This window comes from Pseudomonas sp. GP01-A4 (assembly GCF_058780865.1).
The window spans coordinates 1-24,003 of the sequence record NZ_JBYSWF010000088.1 but is presented as its reverse complement, the minus strand read 5'-3'; the positions used below and the strand labels follow the sequence as shown (position 1 = coordinate 24,003).

Annotated in this window: 2 protein-coding genes; both read left to right on the top strand. The window is 65.4% G+C overall.

Annotated features, from left to right (window positions below):
- Positions 1-139 precede the first annotated feature (139 nt).
- A complete protein-coding gene (locus AC3WKX_RS30995) occupies positions 140-13,063 on the top strand; it encodes a non-ribosomal peptide synthetase (RefSeq protein ID WP_102606164.1) in 12,924 nt (4,307 codons plus the stop codon).
- On the top strand, positions 13,060-24,003 hold a 10,944-nt coding region (locus tag AC3WKX_RS30990), incomplete at its 3' end, for a non-ribosomal peptide synthetase (protein WP_102651265.1). The genes AC3WKX_RS30995 and AC3WKX_RS30990, both read left to right, overlap by 4 nt.

The following is a 24,003-nucleotide window of genomic DNA, read 5'->3' as shown; positions in this document are numbered from 1 at the left end:
CTAATTTCCCAACCCTGCGGGAAGCCTCCCGGCCCACGACTGCGCCCGCGCTTTAAACCGGGCCTCCCAGGCACTTACGCGACAGCTGAAAACGGACTTTCTCCTCAACCGTATCCGACTCAAAAAAGCAGGTTACCCCATGCAGTTCAGCAAATTACTGGCAGCTCTTTCCACCCACCCGATCCGCCTGCAAATGGACGAAGGCGACCTGATCATCCTGGGTGACGACGACGCGCTGGATGACGCCCTATGGGACCAACTGATCGCCCACAAACCCCAACTGCTCGACCTCGTCGCCCAACACGGCGGCGACTGGCTCAGCCCGGCCTACCGCATCACCCCGGACATGCTGCCCCTGGTCAACCTCGACCAACCCGCCATCGACCGCATCGTCGCCGCGATCCCCGGCGGGGCGGCGAATGTGCAAGATATCTACCCCTTGGCGCCGCTCCAGGAAGGCATGCTCTACCACCATCTGTCAGCGCACCAGGGCGACCCCTACGTGCTGCACGCGCAGTTCGTGTTCGACAGCCGCGCCCGTCTTGAAACCTTCGCCCAGGCCTTGCAATGGGTCATCGACCGCCACGATATCCTGCGCACCTCGATGGCCTGGGATCGCCTCGACGAACCCCTGCAAGTCGTCTGGCGCAAGGCCTCGCTGGCCTGCGAAGAAGCCCGCCTCGACGGCGATGTACTGACCCAACTGCAAGCCCTCTACGACGCCCGCAACTACCGCATGGACCTCGGCCAGGCACCGCTGCTGCGCCTGGTGTTCGCCGAAGACCCGCGCAACCAGCGTGTGGTCGCCATGCTGCTGTTCCACCACACCATCCTCGACCACACCGCCCTCGACGTAGTGCGCCGGGAGATTCAGCTGCACCTCGCCGGCCAGACCGAACACGCCAGTGCACCGGTGCCGTTTCGCAACTACATCGCCCAGGTCCGCCATGGCGTCAGCGAACAGGCTCACGAAGCGTTCTTCCGTGAGATGCTGGCCGATATCGACGAGCCAACCCTGCCGTTCGGCCTGCAGGATGTGCAGGGTGACGGGTATGGCATCGACGAAACCCGCATTGCCGTCGACAGCGACCTGAGCCGCCGTCTAAGGGCCCAGGCAAGGCCGTTGGGTGTCAGTCCCGCCAGTGTGATGCACCTGGCGCTGGCCCAGGTGCTGGGCAAGGTCTCGGCTCGCGAAGCCGTGGTATTTGGCAGCGTGATGCTCGGCCGCATGGGCGCAGGCGAGGGCTCCGACCAGGCCCTGGGCATGTTCATCAACACCCTGCCGCTACGGGTAGATGTAGGCGAACAAAGCGTGCGCGAGGGCGTACAAACCACCCATAAACGCCTGACCGAATTGCTCGATCACGAACACGCCTCCCTGGCCCTGGCCCAGCGTTGCAGCGGTGTGGCCGCACCCACGCCGTTGTTCAGTGCCATCCTCAATTACCGTCACAGCGATGCCTCGGACACCCAGGCGGTGATCGATATCGCCGAAGGCATCCAGGTGTTGGGCGCCGAAGAACGCACCAACTACCCGCTGACGGTCAACGTCGATGACCTGGGCGAAGGCTTTGCCTTTACCGTGATGGTGGACGCCTCCATCGGCGCGACGCGCATTGCCGGTTACCTGCACACCGCCCTGGAAAACCTGGTGCTGGCCCTGGAACAAACGCCAGATGCACCGTTGCACAACCTGGGCATCCTGCCTGCCGCCGAACGCCAGCATCTGCTGCATGGCCTTAACGCCAGCACCCAGCACTACGCCGATTCAGCCCTGATCCACCAGCAAGTCGAAGCTCATGCCGCCAGCCATCCCGAAGCCATCGCGCTGCGCTTTGAACACGAACACCTGAGCTACCGCGAGCTGAACGAGCGCGCCAACCAGGTTGCGCATTGCCTGCTCAAGCATGGCATCCGCCCCGACGACCGGGTGGCGATCTGTGTCGAACGCGGGCTGGAAATGATCATTGGCCTGCTGGGGATTCTCAAGGCTGGGGCGGGTTATGTGCCGATCGATCCGGCCTACCCGCTGGACCGTATCGCCTACACCCTGAAAGACAGCGCGCCGCTGGCGGTGCTGGTGCAGGACGACACCCGCCACTTGGTGGGCGACGTCACGTCGATCGACCTCAACAGCCTGCAGCACGAGCCCATCGTCAACCCCAACGTTGCAATCAGCGCGTCCAGCCTGGCCTATGTGATCTACACCTCCGGCTCCACCGGCCTGCCCAAGGGCGTGATGATCGAACACCGCAACGTCGCGCGACTGTTCAGCGCCACCGAGCACTGGTTCAAGTTCAACGCCAATGACACCTGGGCGCTGTTCCACTCGTTTGCCTTCGACTTCTCGGTGTGGGAGATCTGGGGCGCGCTGATGCATGGCGGGCAGTTGCTGGTGGTGCCGCAGCTGGTCAGCCGCTCGCCGGACGAGTGTTACGCACTGCTGTGCGAAGCCGGCGTCAGTATTCTCAACCAGACGCCGAGCGCGTTCCGCCAGTTGATCGCGGCACAGGGCCGCAGCCAGCAACTGCACTCGCTGCGCCAGGTGATCTTCGGCGGTGAAGCCCTGGAACCGGGGATTCTCAAGCCGTGGTACGCCCGGGTGACCAACGCCGGTACGCGGTTGGTCAACATGTATGGCATCACCGAAACCACCGTGCACGTGACCTACCATGCCCTGGAGGCGGCGGATGCACAGCGGGTGGGCGTGAGCCCGATTGGCGTGCGCATTCCCGACTTGCAACTGTATGTGCTGGACGCCCGCCGCGAACCGGTGCCGAGCGGCGTAGTCGGGGAGTTGTACGTCGGCGGTGCCGGCGTGGCGCGGGGTTATCTCAACCGCGATGAGCTGACGGCCGAACGTTTTCTGACGGATTCCGCAACCGGCCTGCGCCTGTACAAGACCGGTGACCTCGGCCGGATGCTGGCCGACGGCAGTGTCGAGTACCTGGGGCGCAACGACGACCAGGTGAAGATTCGCGGTTTCCGTATCGAACTGGGGGAGATCGAAGCACGCCTGGCCACCTGCGAAGGTGTGCGCGAAGCCGTGGTGATTGCCCGCGAAGACGAACCGGGCGACAAGCGCCTGGTGGCCTACGTGATTGCCCAGCCTGAACACACGCCCACTGCCGCTGAGATGCGTGACCACCTGCTGCTGTCCCTCGCCGAGTACATGGTGCCCAGCGCCTTTGTGCTGCTCGACGCGTTCCCGCTTACCACCAACGGCAAGCTCGACCGCAAGGCCTTGCCGGCACCGGACGCCGATGCCCTGGCCCGTCGTGGTTATGAAGCGCCACAAGGCGCGGTGGAAACCGCGATCGCGAATCTCTGGCAAGACCTGCTCAAGGTCGACCGGGTCGGGCGCCAGGACAACTTTTTCGAGCTGGGCGGCCATTCGTTGCTGGCGGTCAAGCTGATCGAGCGCATGCGCCAGCTCGAGCTGAGCGCCGATGTGCGGGTGCTGTTCGGCCAGCCGACCCTGGCTGCGCTGGCCGCTGCGGTGGGCGGGCAACATGAAGTGCAGGTCCCGGCCAACCTGATCGGCGAAGCGACGCGGCACATCACCCCGGACATGCTGCCGCTGGTGAATCTCGACCAGCAGGCCATCGACCATATCATCGCCAGTGTCCCCGGCGGCATCGCTAACGTGCAGGACATCTACGGCCTGGCCCCGTTGCAGGCCGGCATCCTGTACCACCACCTGGCAACCACCGAAGGCGATCCCTACGTGTTGCAGGTGCAGTTCAGCTTCAGCGGCCATGAGCCGGTCGAGGCGTTTATCCGTGCGCTGCAAAGTGTGATCGAGCGCAACGATATCCTGCGTACCGGGATTGTCTGGGAAGGCCTGGACGAGCCGGTGCAGGTGGTCTTGCGCCAGGCGCTGCTGGTGGTTGAGCAGGTTGAAGCCGATCCTTCCAGCGCCGTATTGGCGCAACTGCAGGAACGCTTCGACCCACGCCACTACCGCCTCGACCTGTCCCGCGCCTCGTTGATGCGGTTTGCCTACGCCGAGGATCACGGCCGTTACGTCGGCATCCTGCTGCTGCACCACATCCTGCTGGACCACACCGCGTTGCAGGTGCTGGTGGAGGAAATGAGCGCGAGCCTTGCAGGCGAAACCTGCTTGCTGCCCGACGCCGTGCAGTACCGCAACTACGTGGCCCAGGCGCGCCTCGGTGTGAGCGCTGCGCAGCATGAGGCGTTCTTCAGCGAAATGCTCGGCGACATCGACGAGCCGACCCTGGCCTTCGGCTTGCAGGACGTGAACCGCGACGGCAGCGGTGTGCGCGAAGCGCACGTGGCATTGGCACCGGCCCTCAGCCTGGGCCTTCGCGAGCAGGCCCGGCAACTGGGGGTGAGTGCCGCAAGCCTGGTGCACCTGGCGTGGGCCCAGGTCCTCGGCCAGGTCTCGGGCCAGGATGACGTGGTCTTCGGCACCGTGCTGCTGGGCCGGCTGCACGGCGGCGAGGGCGCCGACCGGGCGCTGGGAATGTTCATCAATACCTTGCCGTTGCGGGTCAGTGTCGGCGCGGTGGGCGTGCAGGCTGGCGTGCGCGCCACCCATGCGCGGCTGGCACAGTTGCTGGGGCATGAACATGCCTCCTTGTCCCTGGCCCAGCGATGCAGTGGCGTGTCCGGTGCGCTGCCGTTGTTCAGCACCTTGCTCAACTACCGCCACAGCGCGCCGGGTGAAGCGCCGGGCGCCAGCCCGTTCGCCGACGCCGGGATCGAAATCCTCAGTTCCGAGGAGCGCAGCAACTACCCGCTGGTGCTGAACGTCGACGACCTCGGCGCAGGTTTTGCCCTGACCGTGCAAGGCGTGGCGGAGGTGGATGTGCGGCGCGTCGGCGACTACATGCTCAGCGCCTTGCGCAACCTGGCCACGGCACTGCAACAGGCGCCGACCACACCGCTGCATCAAGTGTCGATCCTGCCACCCGCCGAGCGGCATCAAGTGCTGGTGGACTTCAACGCCACTGCCCGCGCCTACCCGGCTGCGCACACCGTGCACGGGATCTTCGAAGCCAGCGTCCTGACCAGCCCCGACGCGCTGGCGGTGGTGCACGGCGACGTGTCGCTTACTTACCGCGAACTCAACCTGCGGGCCAATCGCCTGGCCCACTATTTGATCGACCAGGGTGTAAAACCGGGCGACAGCGTGGCCATCGCGCTGCCACGTTCCATCGACCTGCTGGTCAGCCAACTGGCCATCCTCAAGTGCGCGGCGGTGTACGTGCCGCTGGACATCAATGCGCCGGACGAACGCCAGGCGTTCATGGTGCAGGACAGTCACGCCGGGCAGGTGCTGCGTGATCTCGACGGGCTGAACCTCGACAATCAGCCGGCCCATAATCCGAACCTGTCCCAGTCTGCCGAAAGCGTGGCGTACATCATGTACACCTCCGGCTCAACCGGTGCGCCCAAGGGCGTGCAGGTGCCACATCGCGCCGTCTCTCGATTGGTGATCAACAACGGCTACGCCGACTTCAATCACCGCGACCGGGTGGCCTTCGCCTCGAACCCGGCGTTCGACGCCAGCACCCTCGATGTGTGGGCGCCGTTGCTCAACGGCGGCTGCGTGGTGGTGGTCGAGCATGCCACGTTGCTGTCCCAGGCCGCGTTTGGCGCCCTGTTGCAGGAGCAATCCGTCAGCGTGTTGTGGATGACCGCCGGGCTGTTCCATCAGTACGCCGACGGGTTGATGCCGATGTTCCGGCAACTGCGCTACCTGATCGTCGGCGGCGATGTGCTTGACCCGCAGGTGATCGCCCGGGTGCTTGAGCACGGCGCGCCGCAGCACCTGCTGAATGGCTATGGCCCCACCGAAGCCACGACGTTTTCCACCACCTTCGAGATCAAGTCGGTGGGTGAGGGCGGTATTCCGATTGGTCGACCGATTGGCAACAGCCGCGCCTACGTGCTGGATGCACGGCAGCAGCCGGTGGCGCTGGGCGTGGTTGGCGAGCTGTACATCGGTGGCGCGGGTGTGGCCAAGGGTTACCTGAACCAGCCGCAATTGACCGCCGAGAAATTTATCGTCGACCCGTTCGGCGATGGGCTGCTGTACCGCACCGGCGACCTGGCGAGCTGGCAGGCGGACGGCACCTTGCTGTACCAGGGCCGCAACGACCATCAGCTGAAAATCCGGGGTTTCCGTATCGAGCCCGGTGAAATCGAAAGCTGCCTCGCCAGCTATTCCGGCGTGAAAGACACGGTGGTGCTGGCCCGTGAAGATGAGCCCGGCGACAAGCGCCTGGTGGCTTACTACACCGCCCAGGCGCCGCTGAGTATTGAAGCGTTGCGAGCGCACCTGCAAAGCCGGCTGCCGGACTACATGGTGCCGTCGGCCTATGTCTGGTTGGAACTGTTGCCGCTGACCGCGAATGGCAAGCTGGACCGCAAGGGCCTGCCTGCGCCGGATCAGGCGTCGCTGCTCAGCCGTGGTTTCGAAGCCCCGGAGGGCGAGGTGGAAACCCTGCTGGCGCAAATCTGGCAGGACGTGCTGAAGGTCGAGCGTGTCGGGCGTTTTGACCACTTCTTTGAACTCGGCGGCCATTCGTTGCTGGCGGTGAGCCTGATCGAGCGCATGCGCCAGGCCGGCCTGAGCGCCGATGTGCGGGTGCTGTTCAACCAGCCAAGCCTGGCGGCGCTGGCGGCGGCGGTGGGCAGTGGCCGGGAAATCGTGGTGCCGGCCAACGGCATTGCGCCGGGCTGCGAGCACATCACGCCGTCGATGCTGACCCTGGTCAAGCTGGACCAGCCGGCCATCGACCGCATCGTGGCGACGGTGCCCGGCGGTGCGGCCAACGTGCAGGATATCTACCCGCTGGCGCCGTTGCAGGAAGGCATCCTCTACCACCACATCAGCGCCGAACAGGGTGACCCCTACCTGCTGCAATCGCGCATGGCGTTTGACAGCGTCGAGCGTTTGCAGGCCTTCATGGGCGCGCTGCAAAAGGTCGTGGCGCGCCACGATATCCTGCGCACCAGCGTGGTGTGGGAAGGCTTGGACAGCCCGGTGCAAGTGGTGTGGCGCCAGGCCGAACTGGTGGTGCAGAACATCCCGCTGGACCCGGCCGATGGTGATGTGATCGAACAACTGCACGCGCGTTTTGATGCCCGCCACTATCGCCTGGATATCACCCAGGCGCCGCTGCTGCGCATGGTGTATGCGCAGGACCCGGCCAACCAGCGGGTCGCGGCGATCCTGCTGTTCCATCACCTGGCACTGGACCACACCGCCATGGAAGTGGTCGGCCAGGAAATGCGGGCGTTCCTGTTCAACCAGGCCGATGACTTGCCGGCCGCGGCACCGTTCCGTCACTACGTGGCCCAGGCTCGCCTGGGTGTCAGCGCCCAGGAACACGAGCAGTTCTTCCGCGAAATGCTCGCCGATGTCGACGAGCCCACGCTGCCCTTCGGCGTGCAGGATGTGCAGGGCGATGGCCGGGATATCGAAGAGGCCGAATTGCCCGTCGATGCAGGGCTGGCGCTGCGGGTTCGTGAACAGGCGCGGCAACTGGGGGTCAGCGCTGCGAGCCTGATGCACCTCGCGTGGGCCCAGGTCCTCGGGCTGGTGTCGGGCCGTCAGGACGTGGTATTCGGCACCGTATTGATGGGCCGCATGCAAGCCGGCGAAGGTGCCGACCGGGCATTGGGCATGTTCATCAACACCTTGCCGCTGCGGGTGGAGGTGGGTGCCGACGCGGTACGTGCCGGCGTCAAGGCGACCCACGCCCGGCTCAGTGCCTTGCTGGGCCATGAACATGCGTCCCTGGCGCTGGCCCAGCGGTGCAGCGGCGTGCCGACCTCGATGCCGTTGTTCAGTGCCTTGCTCAACTACCGCCACAGCACCCCGGGCGAAATGGCCCGCGACGGCCACGGTATCTGGGAAGGCGTGCAGTTGCTCGGCGGCGAAGAACGCAGCAACTACCCGCTGACCTTGAGTGTGGACGACCTCGGTACGGGCTTCGGCCTGACGGTACTGGCGCTGGAATCCATCGGCGCGCAGCGCCTGTGCGACTCCATGCACAGTGCGCTGGAGCAACTGGTGGAGGCCCTTGAGCACGCGCCGCAAACGCCGTTGCATCAGTTGCCGGTACTGCCTGCCCGCGAACGCGAACACCTGCTGCGCAGCTTCAACGCCACCGCCCGCGACTACCCGCAAGGGCAGACCCTGCACGGCGCTTTCGAAGCCCAGGCCCTGCGCCTGCCGCAGGCGATTGCCGTGAGCCAGGACGGCCAGCACCTGACGTACCAACAGCTCAACCAACGCGCCAACCAATTGGCCCATCACTTGCTGGCGCTGGGCGTACAGCCCGACGATCGTGTGGCGATCTGCTGCCGACGCGGCCCGCAGATGCTGGCGGGCCTGCTGGCGATTCTCAAGGCGGGCGCGGCCTACGTCCCGGTAGACCCTGCCTATCCGGCCGAGCGCATCGCTTACCTGCTGCAAGACAGCGCACCGGTCGCGGTCCTGGCCGAAGAGAGCACCCGTGGCGTGCTCGGTGATATCGCCATCGTCGATCTGCATGGCGCCTATCCCGACGGCACCAATCCCCACGTCGCCAGCCTGACCCCGGCGAACCTCGCCTATGTGATCTACACCTCCGGCTCCACCGGCCAGCCCAAAGGCGTGATGGTGGAACACCGCACCGTGGAAAACCTGGTGCATTGGCACTGTGAAGCCTTCGACCTGCAGGCCGCCAGCCACACCAGCAGCGTGGCCGGCTTCGGTTTCGATGCCATGGCCTGGGAAGTCTGGCCGGCATTGTGCGTGGGGGCGACCTTGCACCTGCCACCGGCCCATGTCGGCAATGAAAACATCGACGAACTGCTGGCCTGGTGGCTGGCCCAGCCGCTGGACGTGAGCTTCCTGCCCACCCCGGTGGCCGAGTACGCGTTCAGCCAGGACCTTGAGCACCCAAGCCTGCGCACCCTGTTGATCGGCGGTGATCGCCTGCGCCAGTTCAGCCATGAGCGACGTTTCGCGGTGATCAACAACTACGGCCCCACCGAAGCCACGGTGGTCGCCACCTCTGGCCGGGTGCGCGCCGGCCAGCCGCTGCATATCGGCAAGCCGATGGCCAATGCCACGGTGTACCTGCTGGATGCACAACAACGGCCGGTGCCGGTGGGTGTGGCCGGTGAGCTGTATGTAGGCGGCCGCGGCGTGGCCCGCGGCTACCTGAATCGCCCGGACCTGACCGCCGAGCGATTCCTCGATGACCCGTTCAACCCGGGCCGCATGTACCGCACCGGCGACCTGGCGCGCTGGCTGCCGGATGGGAACATTGAATATCTGGGCCGCAACGACGACCAGGTAAAAGTCCGGGGCGTGCGCGTCGAGCTGGGAGAAATCGAAACCCGCCTGGCCGCCGTCGACGGCGTCAAGGAAGCCGTGGTGCTGGTGCGCGACGGCCGCCTGGTGGCCTGGTTCACCCAGCAAACCCCGCTGGTTATCGAAACCCTGCGCGCCGAGCTGCACAGCCAACTGCCCGAGGCCATGGTGCCGGTGGCCTACGTCAAACTCGACAGCTGGCCGTTGACCGCCAACGGCAAGCTTGACCGCAAGGCGCTGCCGGCACCGGATCAGGCCGCCGTGCTCAGCCGGGAATATGAAGCCCCACGCGGCGAAGTCGAGACCACCCTGGCGCGGATCTGGGCCGAGGTGTTGCAGGTGGAGCAAGTGGGCCGCCATGACCACTTCTTCGAGCTGGGCGGCCATTCCTTGCTGGCGGTAAGCCTGATCGAGCGCATGCGCCAGGCCGGCCTCAGCGCCGATGTGCGGGTGCTGTTCAGCCAGCCGACGCTGGCGGCATTGGCAGCGGCAGTGGGCAGTGGCCGGGAAGTGGTGGTGCCGGTGAATGCCATCGCCGCCGATTGCCCGCGCATCACGCCCTCGATGCTGCCATTGGTGGAGCTGGATCAGCCGATGATCGACCAGATCGTCGCCAGCGTGCCGGGTGGCGCCGCCAATGTGCAGGATATTTACCCGCTGGCACCGTTACAGGAAGGCATTCTTTACCACTACATCACGGCGGAGCAGGGCGATCCGTACCTGCTGCAATCGCACCTGGCATTCGATACCCAGGCGCGCCTGGACAGCTTCGCCCAGGCCTTGCAGCAGGTGATCGACCGCCACGACATCCTGCGTACCGGTGTGGTCTGGGAAGGCTTGGCGCAGCCGGTGCAAGTGGTGTGGCGCAAGGCTCGATTGACGGTCGAAGCGCTGCATCTGGACGGTGATGTGCTGGCCGGCCTGCATCAGCGTTTCGACGCCCGGCGCTACCGGCTGGACATCGCCCAGGCGCCGCTGATTCGCCTGCTGTATGCCAACGACCCGGCCAATCAGCGGGTGGTGGCGGTGCTGCTGTATCACCACATCGTGCTGGACCACACCGCATTCGACGTGGTGCTGCGGGAAATGCAGGGCTACCTGCTGGGGCACCCCGCACCGCAGGCCGCGCCGATGCCTTATCGCAACTACGTGGCGCAGGCGCGACTGGGTGTCAGCGAGCAGGAACATGAAGGGTTCTTCCGCGAGATGCTTGGCGATATCCATGAGCCAACGCTGCCGTTTGGCTTGCAGGATGTGCAGGGCGATGGTCGGGATATCGAAGAATTCACGCATCACCTGGACGCTGCCGTCAGCCGGCGCCTCAGGGCCCAGGCACGCCTGCTGGGCGTGAGCACCGCGAGCCTGTTCCACCTGGCATGGGCGCAGGTGTTGGCGGTGACGTCGGGCAAGCCGAATGTGGTGTTTGGCACGGTGCTGGTCGGCCGGATGCAGGGCGGCGAGGGCGCGGACCGGGCCCTTGGCGTGTTCATCAACACCCTGCCATTGCGCCTGGATATCGACGGGCAAGGCGTGCGCGACAGCGTGCGCAGCACCCATGCCCGGCTCACCGCGCTGCTGGGCCATGAACATGCTTCCCTGGCCCTGGCCCAGCGTTGCAGCGGGGTGGCGGCGCCGCTGCCGCTGTTCAGCTCGATGCTCAATTATCGCCACCGGGGCGGCGCCACCCGTTCACAGGACGCGCAGCACGCCTGGGAAGGCATGCAGACCCTGACCAATGACGGGCGCACCAACTATCCGTTGACCCTGAACGTCGATGACCTGGGTGATGGTTATGACTTCACCGCGTTGACCCCGGCCCAGGTAGGCGCACAACGGGTCTGCGGTTATATGCAGATGGCGTTGACCCAGTTGGTGGAGGCCCTGGAGCACGCGCCGCACCAGGCCCTTGACCGCCTGCCGATCCTGGGGGATGCAGAGCGTCAGCAACTGCTGTTTGATTTCAATGCCACCGAGGTTGACTACGACCTGGCGCAGACCCTGCACGGCCTGTTCGAGGCCCAGGTCGAGCGCACGCCGGATGCATTGGCGGTGAAGGCGGGTGAGCAATGCCTGACCTATGCCGAGCTGAACCAGCGCGCCAACCAACTGGCGCACCACCTGCGGGAACTGGGCGTGCAGCCGGATGCGCGGGTGGCGATCTGCGTCGAGCGTGGACTGGAGATGGTCATCGGTCTGTTTGCGATCCTCAAGGCCGGCGGTGGTTATGTGCCGCTGGACCCGGCGTACCCGCTGGATCGCCTCGCCTACATGCTGCAAGACAGCCAGCCCGCGGCGCTGCTGGTGCAGGGCGCTACCCGTTCGTTGCGGGGCGACGTGACGGTGCCGGTGGTGGATCTTGACCAGAACACCTGGGCGCACCAGCCGGTGTCCAACCCACAGGTTCCCGGGTTGACCGCGCAGCACCAGGCCTACGTGATCTACACCTCCGGCTCCACCGGCCAACCCAAGGGCGTGATCAACGAGCACGCGGGTGTGGTCAACCGCCTGCTGTGGATGCAGGACGCCTACGGCCTGAACGCCACTGATGCGGTACTGCAGAAAACCCCGTTCAGCTTCGATGTGTCGGTGTGGGAGTTCTTCTGGCCCCTGTTCACCGGTGCGCGGCTGGTCATGGCTCGCCCCGGCGGGCACAAGGAGCCGGCTTACCTGTGCGAGGTGATCGCGGCAGAACAGATCACCACCTTGCACTTCGTGCCGTCGATGCTCGATGTGTTCCTGGCCCACGGTGATGTCAGCCAGGGCGCCGGGCTGCTGCGGGTGATGTGCAGCGGCGAAGCCTTGCCCGGCAGCCTGGTGCGGCGCTTCAAGCAGCAATTGCCCGGCATCGGCCTGTACAACCTCTATGGCCCGACGGAAGCCGCAGTGGACGTGACCGCCTGGAACTGCGCCAGGCCCGTGGTGCCGGACAACACGCCTATCGGCAAGCCGATTGCCAACACCCGCATGTACCTGCTGGATGCCCGGTTGCAACCGGTGCCGCTGGGCGTGGTGGGCGAGCTGTTTATCGCCGGTGTGCAAGTGGCTCGCGGCTACCTGCACCGTCCCGAGCTGACGGCCGAGCGCTTCCTCAAGGACCCGTTCAACCCAGGCCGGATGTACCGCACCGGTGACGTCGGGCGCTACCTGCCGGATGGCAATATCGAGTACCTGGGCCGCAATGATGACCAGGTGAAAATCCGTGGCCTGCGTATCGAACTGGGGGAAATCCAGGCGCGGCTGACCGAGTATCCACAGGTGAAGGAAGCGGCCGTGTTGGCCCGCGACGAACGCCTGGTGGCGTACTACACCGGCGTGTCAGCCGATATCGAACAGTTGCGGGCGCACCTGCTGGCGCGCTTGCCGGACTTCATGGTGCCCGCGGTATTCATCCATCTCGACGCTCTGCCCCTGAGCCCCAACGGCAAGCTCGACCGCAAGGCCTTGCCTACGCCGGGTGTGGAATCACTGATCGTGCGCGAGTACGAGGCCCCGGTGGGCGCTACCGAAATCACCCTGGCGCGGCTGTGGACCGAGCTGCTGAAGGTGGAGCGGGTCGGGCGACACGACAACTTTTTCGAGCTGGGCGGGCACTCGTTGCTGGCCGTCAGTCTGATCGGACGCTTGCGTCAGGAAGGCATGGAAGCCGATGTGCGGGGCCTGTTCGAACAGCCGACCCTGGCCGGCTACGCCGCAATTACCGAACGAATGGAGATCGTCCTGTGAGCATCATCGAACTGTTGGCGACACTCAAGGCCAAGGATGTGCAACTGGCGCTCAAGGGCGATCAGTTGTCGGTGCAAGGCAACAAGCAGGCCCTGAGCGACGCGGCACTGGTGGCCTCGCTGCGCGAACACAAGCCGGCGCTGATCGAGCTGATCAAGGCCGGGGAGTACTCGGCCACCAAGGCCGGTGAGGTGCAGGTGCCGGCCAATGGCATTCCACCGGGCGCTACCTCGATTACCCCGCAGATGCTGAGCCTGTCGACCCTCAGCCAGGCGTCCATCGACCGTATCCTCGAGACCGTCGAGGGTGGCGTCGCCAATGTGCAGGACATCTACCCGCTGGCACCGTTGCAGGAGGGCATCCTCTACCACCATGTGAGTGCCGAACACGGCGACCCGTACATCATGCAGTCGCTGTTTGCCTTCGACAGCCTTGAGCGTTTCGAGGGCTTTGCCCTGGCCTTGCAACAGGTGATCGACCGTCACGACATCCTGCGGACCGGCGTGGTGTGGGAAGGCCTGGAAGAACCGTCGCAAGTGGTCTGGCGCACCGCGCGCCTGCCGGTGCAGGCGATTGAACTGGACCCGGCAGACGGCGATATCGCCGCCCAGTTGCATCGCCTGTTCGATGGCCGCCACTACCGCATGGACGTGACCCGCGCGCCGCTGCTGCGCCTAGTGCGGGCCTGGGATGAAGCCGGCCAACGGGTGGTGGCGATGCTGTTGTTCCACCACATGGCCCTGGACCACAGCGCGCTGGAAGTGGTCTGCCACGAGATGCAAGCCTGCCTGCTGGGCAGGGCGGCTGAACTGGGCCAGGCGGTGCCGTTTCGCAACTATGTCGCCCAGGCGCGCCTGGGCATCAGCGAGCAGGAGCACGAAGGGTTCTTCCGGCAGATGCTCGGCGACATCAGCGAGCCGACCTTGCCCTACGGCCTGCAGGATGTGCAGGGCGACGGCGACAACATCCAGGAGATCAGCCTGCCGCTGGCCCCGCAGTTGAGCCGGCGCTTGCGCGCCCAGGCCCGGCAGTTGGGCGTCAGCGCCGCGAGCCTGTTCCACATGGGCTGGGCCCAGGTGCTGGGAGTGCTGGCGGGCAAGGAACAGGTGGTGTTCGGCACGGTGCTGATGGGCCGCATGCAGGGCAGCCACGACACCGACCGTGCCCTGGGGATCTTTATCAACACCTTGCCATTGCGGGTGGATGTAGGCGCCGAAGACGTGCGCACCGGGGTCAAGGCGACCCATGCCCGGCTGACCACCTTGCTGCGTCACGAACACGCGGCGCTGGCCCTGGCCCAGCGTTGCAGCGGTGTAGTGGCGCCGACGCCGCTGTTCAGCGCGTTGCTCAACTACCGCCATAGCGCAGGCGGCGCGAGCGCCGAAGCGGTCTCGGCCTGGCAGGGTATTCAAGCGTTGCGCTCCGAGGAACGCACCAACTACCCGTTGACCCTGAGCGTCGACGACCTGGGCGAAGACTTCAGCCTGAGCCTGTTGGCCAGTGCCCAGGTTGATCCTCAGCGGGTGTGCGCTTATCTGCAAACTGCCCTGGAGAATTTGGTACAGGCGCTGGAACAGGCACCCGAGACCCCCTTGAATCGCTTGTCGGTGTTGCCCGAGGCGGAGCAGCGGCACTTGCTGGAGCAGTTCAACGCGACAGCCATCGACTTCCCGCAAGGCACCACCCTGCATGGGCGTATCGAGGCCCAGACCCTGCTGACCCCGGACGCGGTGGCCGCGGTGTATCAAGGCCGCCAGCTGACCTACGCCGAGTTGAATCAACAAGCCAACCTGCTGGCCCATCACCTGCTGGCGCTGGGGGTAAAACCCGACGATCGCGTGGCCATCGTTGCCCGGCGCGGGCTGGACACCCTGGCCGGGTTGCTGGCGACCCTCAAGTCCGGCGCCTGCTATGTGCCGGTGGACCCGTCGCACCCGGCCGAGCGCCTGAGCTACCTGCTCGGCGACAGCGCCCCGGTCGCGGTACTGACCCAGCATGCACTGCTGGAGCGCCTGCCCGCGCTCGATGTGCCGGTGATCAACCTGGACCGTTTTACCTGGCACCACCATTCGGCGAGCAACCCGCAGGTGGCCGTCACGCCCACCAACCTGGCCTACGTGATCTACACCTCCGGCTCCACCGGCCTGCCCAAGGGCGTGATGGTGGAACATCACACCGTGGCCAACCTGGTGGACTGGCATTGCACGGCGTTTGACCTGTGCGCAGGCCGCCACACCGCGAGCGTTGCCGGGTTTGGCTTTGACGCGATGGCCTGGGAAGTCTGGCCGGCACTGTGCGTGGGGGCCACCTTGCACCTGCCGCCGGCCCACGACGGCGCTGAAGATATCGACGCGCTGCTGGACTGGTGGCGCGCGCAACCGCTGGACGTGTGTTTCCTGCCCACGCCGGTGGCCGAATATGCGTTCAGCCAGAACATCGAGCACCCGACCCTGCGCACCTTGCTGATTGGCGGCGACCGCCTGCGCCAGTTCACCCGGGCCCAGCGTTTCGAGGTGATCAACAACTACGGCCCCACCGAAGCCACGGTGGTGGCGACCTCCGGGCGGATCGAGCCCGGGCAGCCGTTGCACATCGGCAAGCCCATTTCCAATGCCACGGTTTACCTGCTGGACGAACAGCAGCGCCCGGTGCCCTTGGGGGTTGCCGGTGAACTGTATGTGGGCGGCAAGGGCGTGGCGCGGGGTTACCTCAATCGCCCGGAAATGACCGCCGAACGTTTCCTGGATGACCCATTCAATTCGGGCCGCATGTACCGCACCGGCGACCTGGCGCGCTGGTTGCCGGACGGAAATATCGAGTACCTGGGCCGCAACGACGACCAGGTGAAAATCCGCGGTGTGCGCATCGAACTGGGGGAAATCGAAACCCGCCTCAACCAGCTGCCTGGCCTTCAGGAAGTGGTGGTGCTGGCCCGTGAAGACCAACCGGGCCAGCCACGGCTGGTGGCTTACTTCACCGAAAACCCGCAATTCGAACCGCTTCAGGTGGGCGAGGTTCGTGCCCATCTGGTGGCGCACTTGCCGGACTACATGGTGCCGGTGGCCTACGTGAAACTCGATGCGTTGCCCCTGACCGCCAACGGCAAACTGGACCGCAAGGCGCTGCCAAAGCCGGACCTGGCCGCCGTCTTCACTCGCGAATACGAGGCGCCTCATAACGATATCGAAACCGTCCTCGCGCAGATCTGGGCCGATGTGTTGCAAGTGGAACGTGTTGGGCGCCAGGATCATTTCTTTGAGTTGGGCGGCCATTCGTTGCTGGCCATGCGCATGGTGTCCCAGGTTCGCCAGCAACTGGGGGTCGACCTGGCACTGGGCGAACTGTTCGCCAATGCCGAACTGGCGGCGGTGGCGCAGGTAGTGGCCCAGGCCGGGCGCAGCACCTTGCCGGATATCCTGCCGGTGGCGCGGGACACGGAGTTGCCGTTGTCGTTTGCCCAGCAACGCCTGTGGTTCCTGGCGCTGATGGAGGGCGCCAACACCGCCTACAACATTCCCATCGGCCTGCGCCTGCGCGGGCAGTTGCACGTCGACGCGCTGCAACGGGCCCTGGCGCGGATCGTCGCGCGGCATGAGACCTTGCGCAGCCGGTTTGCCCAGCAGGATGACGACGCCCAGGTGCTGATCGTGCCGCCTGAAGAAGTGATGCCCCTGCAAGTCCAGGACCTGCGTCGCCACCCCGAAGCACAGCAGGTGCTTGACGCGTTGATCCAGGGCGAAGCCTCGGCGCCTTTTGATTTGCAGCGCGGCCCGCTGTTGCGCGGGCGCCTGGTGATCATGGCCGACGATCACCACGTATTGCTGCTGACTATCCACCACATCGTGTCCGATGGCTGGTCCATGGGCGTGCTGACCCGCGAACTGATGGCGCTGTACCAGGCTTTCAGCCACGGTGAGGCTGACCCACTGCCGCCGTTGCCGATCCAGTACAGCGACTTTGCCGTATGGCAGCGCCTGTGGCTGAGCGGCGAAGTGCTGCATCGCCAGAGCAGCTACTGGCAACACTCCCTGGCCGGTGCGCCGGCGTTGCTGATGTTGCCGACCGACCGTCCACGCCCGGCCCAGCAGGACTACGCCGGCAGCAGCGTCGAGGTGCACCTGGATGAGCGCCTGAGCGCCGGGCTCAAGGCCCTCAGCCAGCGCCACGGCACCACGCTGTACATGGTGATGATGACGGCGTGGGCATCGTTGCTCGCGCGTTTGGCCGGGCAGGAGGAAGTGGTGATCGGCTCGCCGGTCGCCAACCGCCAGCGGGCCGAGGTGGAAGGCCTGATCGGGTTGTTCGTCAACACCCTGGCAGTGCGCATTGATACCTCGGGCGAACTGAGTGCCGAGGCGCTGCTGGCGCGGGTCAAGGGGCTGGCGCTGGACGCCCAGGCTCATCAGGATCTGCCGTTTGAGCAGGTGGTGGAAATCACCCGGCCATTGCGCAGCCTGGCCCATAGCCCGCTGTTCCAGACGATGTTGACCTGGCAGGACAGTGACGCGCCGGTGCTGGCCCTCGGCGACCTGAGCCTTGAAGGCATTGTGGAGGACAGTCACTTTGCCAAGTTCGACCTGTCCCTGAACCTCGGCGAGACCCGGGGCGAAATTCGCGGCACCCTGGAATACGCCATCGCGTTGTTCGACGAGTCGACCATGCAACGCTATGTCGGCTACTTCACCCGCGTGCTGCAGGCCATGGTGGATAACGATCAGGCGGTGCTGGAGCAGGCTGACTTGCTGGACGATCAGGAGCGCCAGCATCTGCTGTTCGACTTCAATAACACCACAGTGGATTACAACCTCGACCAGACGCTGCACGGTATGTTCGAAGCCCAGGTGGCGAGAACGCCGGATGCGCTTGCGGTGAAGGCAGGCTCGGAGTGCCTGAGCTATCGCGAGCTGAACGAACGGGCCAATCAGTTGGCGCACCATCTGCGGGAGCTGGGTGTCCAGCCGGATTCGCGGGTGGCGATTTGCGTCGAGCGCGGCCTGGAGATGGTCATCGGCCTGTTCGCGATCCTCAAGGCGGGCGGCGGTTATGTGCCGCTGGACCCGGCGTATCCGCTGGAACGTATCGCCTACATGCTCAAGGACAGCGCACCGGCCGCCGTGCTGGTACAGGGCGAAACCCGTTCGTTGCTGGGCGACGTGACGGTGCCGGTGGTGGACCTGGACCGGAACACCTGGCAGCACCAATCAACGTCCAACCCACGAGTGGATGGGCTGACCGCGCAGCATCAGGCCTACGTGATCTACACCTCGGGTTCCACCGGCCAACCGAAGGGCGTGATCAACGAGCACGCGGGCGTGGTCAACCGCCTGCTGTGGATGCAGGACGAGTACGGACTGACTGCCCAGGACAGGGTGTTGCAGAAAACCCCGTTCAGCTTCGACGTCTCGGTGTGGGAGTTCTTCTGGCCGCTGTTCACCGGCGCGCGGTTGGTGATGGCGCGTCCAGGCGGGCATAAAGACCCGGCCTACCTGTGTGAGGTGATCGAGGCGGAGCAGATCACCACGCTGCACTTTGTGCCATCGATGCTCGATGTGTTCCTGGCCCACGGCGACGTCAGCCAGAGCGCCGGGATGGTGCGGGTGATGTGCAGTGGTGAAGCGTTGCCCGGCAGCCTGGTGCGCCGCTTCAAACAGCAGTTGCCGGGCATCGGTTTGTACAACCTTTATGGCCCGACGGAAGCGGCGGTGGACGTGACGGCGTGGGATTGCGCCGGGCCCGTCACGCCGGACAACACCCCCATCGGCAAGCCGATTGCCAACACCCGCATGTACCTGCTGGACGGGCAGTTGCAGCCTGTTCCATTGGGTGTGGTGGGCGAGCTGTTCATCGGCGGTGTGCAAGTGGCGCGGGGTTACCTGCACCGTCCTGAGCTGACTTCCGAGCGCTTCCTCAAGAACCCGTTCAGCGCGGGCCGGATGTACCGCACCGGCGACGTCGGGCGCTACCTGCCGGACGGCACTATCGAGTATTTGGGCCGCAACGATGACCAGGTGAAAATCCGTGGGCTGCGCATCGAGCTGGGTGAGATTCAGGCGCGACTGCTGCAATACCCGCAGATCAACGAAGCCGCCGTGGTAGCCCGCGATTCACGGCTGGTGGCTTACTACACCGGCGTGCCGGCGCAAATCGACGCTTTGCGCAGCCATTTGCTGGAACACCTGCCGGACTACATGGTACCGGCCACCTTCATGCACCTGGACGCCTTGCCCCTGAGCCCCAATGGCAAGCTCGACCGCAAGGCACTGCCGGCGCCGGGCCTGGAATCGGTGAGCGCCCGGGAGTACGTCGCGCCTGTGGGGGAAACAGAAATCACCCTGGCCGGCCTCTGGGCGGATTTGCTCAAGGTGGAGCGTGTCGGTCGGCACGACCATTTCTTCGAGCTGGGCGGCCATTCGCTGCTGGCCGCCAGCCTGATCGGCCGCATGCGTCGGGTCGGGTTGTCGGCGGATGTGAAAGTGTTGTTTGGTCAACCCACCCTTGCAGCCTTGGCGGCTGCCGTGGGTGGTGGTCGCGAAGTGGTGGTGCCGGCCAATGGGATCGCCGCGGATTGCACGCGGATCACCCCGGACATGCTGACGCTCGTGAACTTGAAGCAACCCGCCATCGACCGCCTTGTCGCGAGCATTCCCGGCGGCGCGGCCAACGTGCAGGATATCTACCCGCTGGCGCCGTTGCAGGCCGGGATCCTGTATCACCATCGCGCAGTGCAACAGGGTGACGCGTACCTGTTGCAGGCGCAGTTTGCCTTCGCCAGCGTCGAGCGCCTTGAAGCGTTTGCCCAGGCGTTGCAGGCGGTGATCGAGCGGCAGGATATCCTGCGCTCGTCGATGCACTGGGACGGGCTGGAAGAACCGGTGCAGGTGGTGTGGCGCCAGGCCTCGTTGCGGGTTGAGCCGATTCAACTGGCGGGCGATGTGCTGGAGCAATTGCAGGCGCGCTTCGAACAGCATCGGCTGAACTTGGCTCAGGCACCGCTGATGCGCCTGGTATACGCCGAGGACCCGGCCAACCAGCGGGTGGTTGCGTTGTTGCTGTTCCATCATCTGGTGATGGACCACGTTGCGCTGGAGGTGCTGCAGCACGAGATGCAGGCGTGCTTGCTCGGCCGGCGCGAGCAGTTGGGGGCGGCGGTGCCGTATCGCAATTATGTGGCGCAGACGCGGTTGGGCATGCGCGAGGAAGAGCACGAAGCGTTCTTCCGCGAGATGCTCGGGGAGGTCGATGAGCCGACGCTGGCATTGAGTGCACCGGGTGAAGCGCAACAGGCACATTTGCGCGTCGACCCGCTGTTGAACGGGCGCCTGCGCACCCTGGCACGGCAGCTTGGGGTGAGTGCTGCGAGCCTGATGCACCTGGCCTGGGCGCAGGTGCTGGGTAAGGTTTCCGGCCGCGAGCAGGTGGTGTTCGGCACCGTATTGCTGGGCCGGCTGCAAGGCGGCGAAGGCGCCGAACGTGCCTTGGGTGTGTTCATCAACACCTTGCCGCTGCGGGTCGACCTGGGTGAGCGCACGGTGCACGCAGCGCTGATGGCCACCCACGCAAGCCTGACCCGGTTGCTCAGTCACGAACATGCGCCACTGGCCCTGGCCCAGCGTTGCAGCGGGCTGCCGGCCAATACGCCGCTGTTCAGCGTGCTGTTCAACTATCGCCACAGCGCCCCGCACGCTGGCGGCGTAGCCGAGGCGTGGCAGGGCATGCAGGTGCTCAAGGCCGAGGAACGTACCAACTTTGCGCTGTCCCTGAGTGTCGATGACCTGGGCGACGGGTTTGGCTTTGACGCCATGGGGCAGGGCGCGCCACGCCTCTGCGAGTACCTGCATGTTGCCCTGGAGCAACTGGTGCAGGCCCTGGAACAGAATGCAGGGGGCTCAATCAGCCAACTGTCGATTCTGCCGGCGGCGGAGCGTGAAAAACTGCGGATGGAATTCAACGCCACCCAGCGCGAATTCCCTCACGAACATACGGTGCAGCGTTTGTTCGAAGCCCAGGCCCAGGCACGCCCGGGTGCTATCGCAGTGGTGCATGGTGAACACACCCTGAGTTACGGCGCGCTGAACACCCGCGCCAACCAGTTGGCGCACCACCTGCGCAACCTGGGCGTGCAGCCCGGCGACCATGTGGCGATCCTGTTGCCGCGCTCGATTGACCTGTTGCTCAGCCAACTGGCAATCCTCAAATGCGCGGCGGCCTACGTGCCGCTGGACATCAACGCCCCGGCCGAGCGCCAGGCCTTTATGGTGCAGGACAGTGGCGCGGTGTGGCTGTTGACCCACAGCAGCGAGCCTGTCGCTTACCCAGCCCGACGTATCGACCTCGACACCCTGGCGCTGGACCCGCAACCGAGCCACAACCCGGACCTGTCGCAGTCCTCGGAGCGCGTGGCGTACATCATGTACACCTCCGGTTCCACCGGCACCCCCAAGGGTGTGCTGGTACCGCACCGGGGCATCACGCGGCTGGTGATCAATAACGGCTACGCCGATTTCAACGCCCATGACCGCGTGGCGTTCGCTTCCAACCCGGCGTTCGACGCGAGCACCATGGACGTGTGGGGCCCCTTGCTCAACGGCGGCCAGGTGCTGGTGATCGACCATGCGACCTTGCTCGACCCCGGCGCGTTTGGCCGGGCACTGAAGGCGGGCGGGGCGACGATCCTGTTCGTCACCACTGCGCTGTTCAACCAGTACGTGCAATTGATTCCCGACGCGTTGGCCGGGCTGCGCATCCTGTTGTGCGGCGGCGAACGGGCCGACCCGGCGGCGTTCCGCAGCCTGCTGGCCCAGGCGCCGGCACTGCGGCTGGTGCATTGCTACGGCCCGACGGAAACCACCACTTACGCCACCACGCATGAAGTGCAGGCCATCGCCGCCGATGCCGAAAGCGTGCCGATCGGCAGGCCGATTGCCAACACGCAAATCCACCTGCTGGATGCGCACTTGCAGCCGGTGCCGCTGGGCGTGGTCGGGGAAATCTGCATTGGCGGGCATGGCGTGGCCAAGGGGTACCTGAACCGGCCGGAGCTGACGGCCGAGAAGTTTGTCGATGATCCGTTTGGCGATGGCTTGTTGTACCGCACCGGCGACCTTGGGCGCTGGTCGGCGGACGGACTGCTGGAGTGCATCGGGCGTAATGACGACCAGGTGAAGATCCGCGGCTTCCGCATCGAGTTGGGCGAGATCGAAGCACGCCTGGCCACCTGCAGCGGCATCAAGGATGTGGTGGTGCTGGCACGAGAAGATGCGCCGGGGGACAAGCGCCTGGTGGCGTACTACACCGGCGAGCCGCTGGCCATCGAAGTGTTGCGCAGTCATCTGCTGCAGCACCTGCCGGACTACATGGTGCCATCGGCCTATGTACCGCTGGAAAAAATGCCCCTGACAGCCAACGGCAAGGTCGACCGCAAGGCCCTGCCGGTGCCCGCGCTGGAGGCATCGGCGAGCCGCGTGTTCGAGGCGCCGGCGAACGAGCTGGAACAGACCCTGGCACGCCTCTGGGCCGAGGTGTTGCGGCTGGAGCAGGTCGGTCGGCATGACAGTTTCTTTGAACTGGGTGGCCATTCGTTGCTGGCGATCCGGCTGGTCAACCTGATGGAAGAGGCGGGGCTTGAGGTGTCGTTGGCCGAGCTGTTCCAGCACGCCAGCGTGGCCTCGGTTGCCTCGATGCTCGGTCAGCGCACGGCGCGGGAGGACAACAGCTCGCTGATCACCGTACGCGCCAGCGGCAGCCAGCCGCCGTTGTTCCTGGTGCATGAGTTCAGCGGCATGGACGTGTATTTCCCGGCGCTGGGTCGGCACCTGCCGGGGGACTACCCGATCTATGGCCTGCCCGGTGCACCCCTTGGCGAGGTGCAGTTGCAGACCATGGAAGGCCTGGCGGCGCGGCTGGTGGGGATCATCCGCTCGGTGCAGCCCCATGGGCCGTATCGGCTGGCGGGTTGGTCGTTCGGCGGGGTGTTGGCCTATGAAGTGGCGATGCAACTGCAGGGGCTGGACGAACCGGTGGCATTCCTCGGGTTGATCGACAGCTACGTGCCGCGCATGACCGACCAGGGCAAGGCGCGCTGGAGCGGGCCGGATGCCCTCAAGCGGCATTTGCTGTTGCAGTGCACGGCGTATTGGAAGGCACAGGGAGGTGTGGATGAGTTGGCGAGCCTTGAGCAACTGGAAGCGGACATTGGACAGCTGGACTTTGCGGGTTTGCTGCAACGCTGCCGCGATCGGCATTTGTTGTACGCGCAGATGGCGGCGGCTTCGGACGCGGACCTGTTGAGTTTTATCCAGCGGGAAGTCGGGCATGGGCATGCGTTGGCGCATTACAGCCTGTTCCCGATGCCGCTGGCGGTGCACTTGTTCAGCGCCGCCGAGCGGCCGACGGAACTCTCGCGGCGCAGCCTGGATTTGGGATGGGATGAGGCACTGGCCGTGGGGCAATTGCGCCGCATTGAGGTGCCGGGGGATCACCAGAGCATGATGCAGGCACCGCATATCCAGGCGCTGGGGCAGGCGATGGTTGAGGCCCTGGCGTTGAGTGAGGCGCCGGCGGTGGCGGTGCATCAGCCGTTGTTGCGGATCCAGAGTGGTCGCGCCGGGCAGGCACCGATCTTCTGTGTGCCGGGGGCGGGGGATAGCGTGACGGGGTTTGTAGGGTTGACCGAGGCGTTGGGACGGGACTGGCCGATCTTTGGCTTGCAGCCCCGTGGGCTGGATGGGGAGGTGGTGCCCCATAGCCAGGTTGAGGCGGCGGCGCGCTGTTATTTGCAGGCCCTGGAGCAGGAATGTCCTTCGGGGCCGGTGCATTTGGTGGGGCATTCGTTTGGCGGTTGGGTGGTGTTCGAGATGGCCACGCGGTTGCAGGCTCAGGGGCGTGAGGTGGCGTCGTTGACGTTGATCGACAGCGAGGCGCCCGGGGGCAATGGGGTGGTG

Bases quoted from the DNA above. Each gene is read 5' to 3' on its own strand.
- AC3WKX_RS30995 (WP_102606164.1), top strand. From the start codon at position 140: ATGCAGTTCAGCAAATTACTGGCAGCTCTTTCCACCCACCCGATCCGC.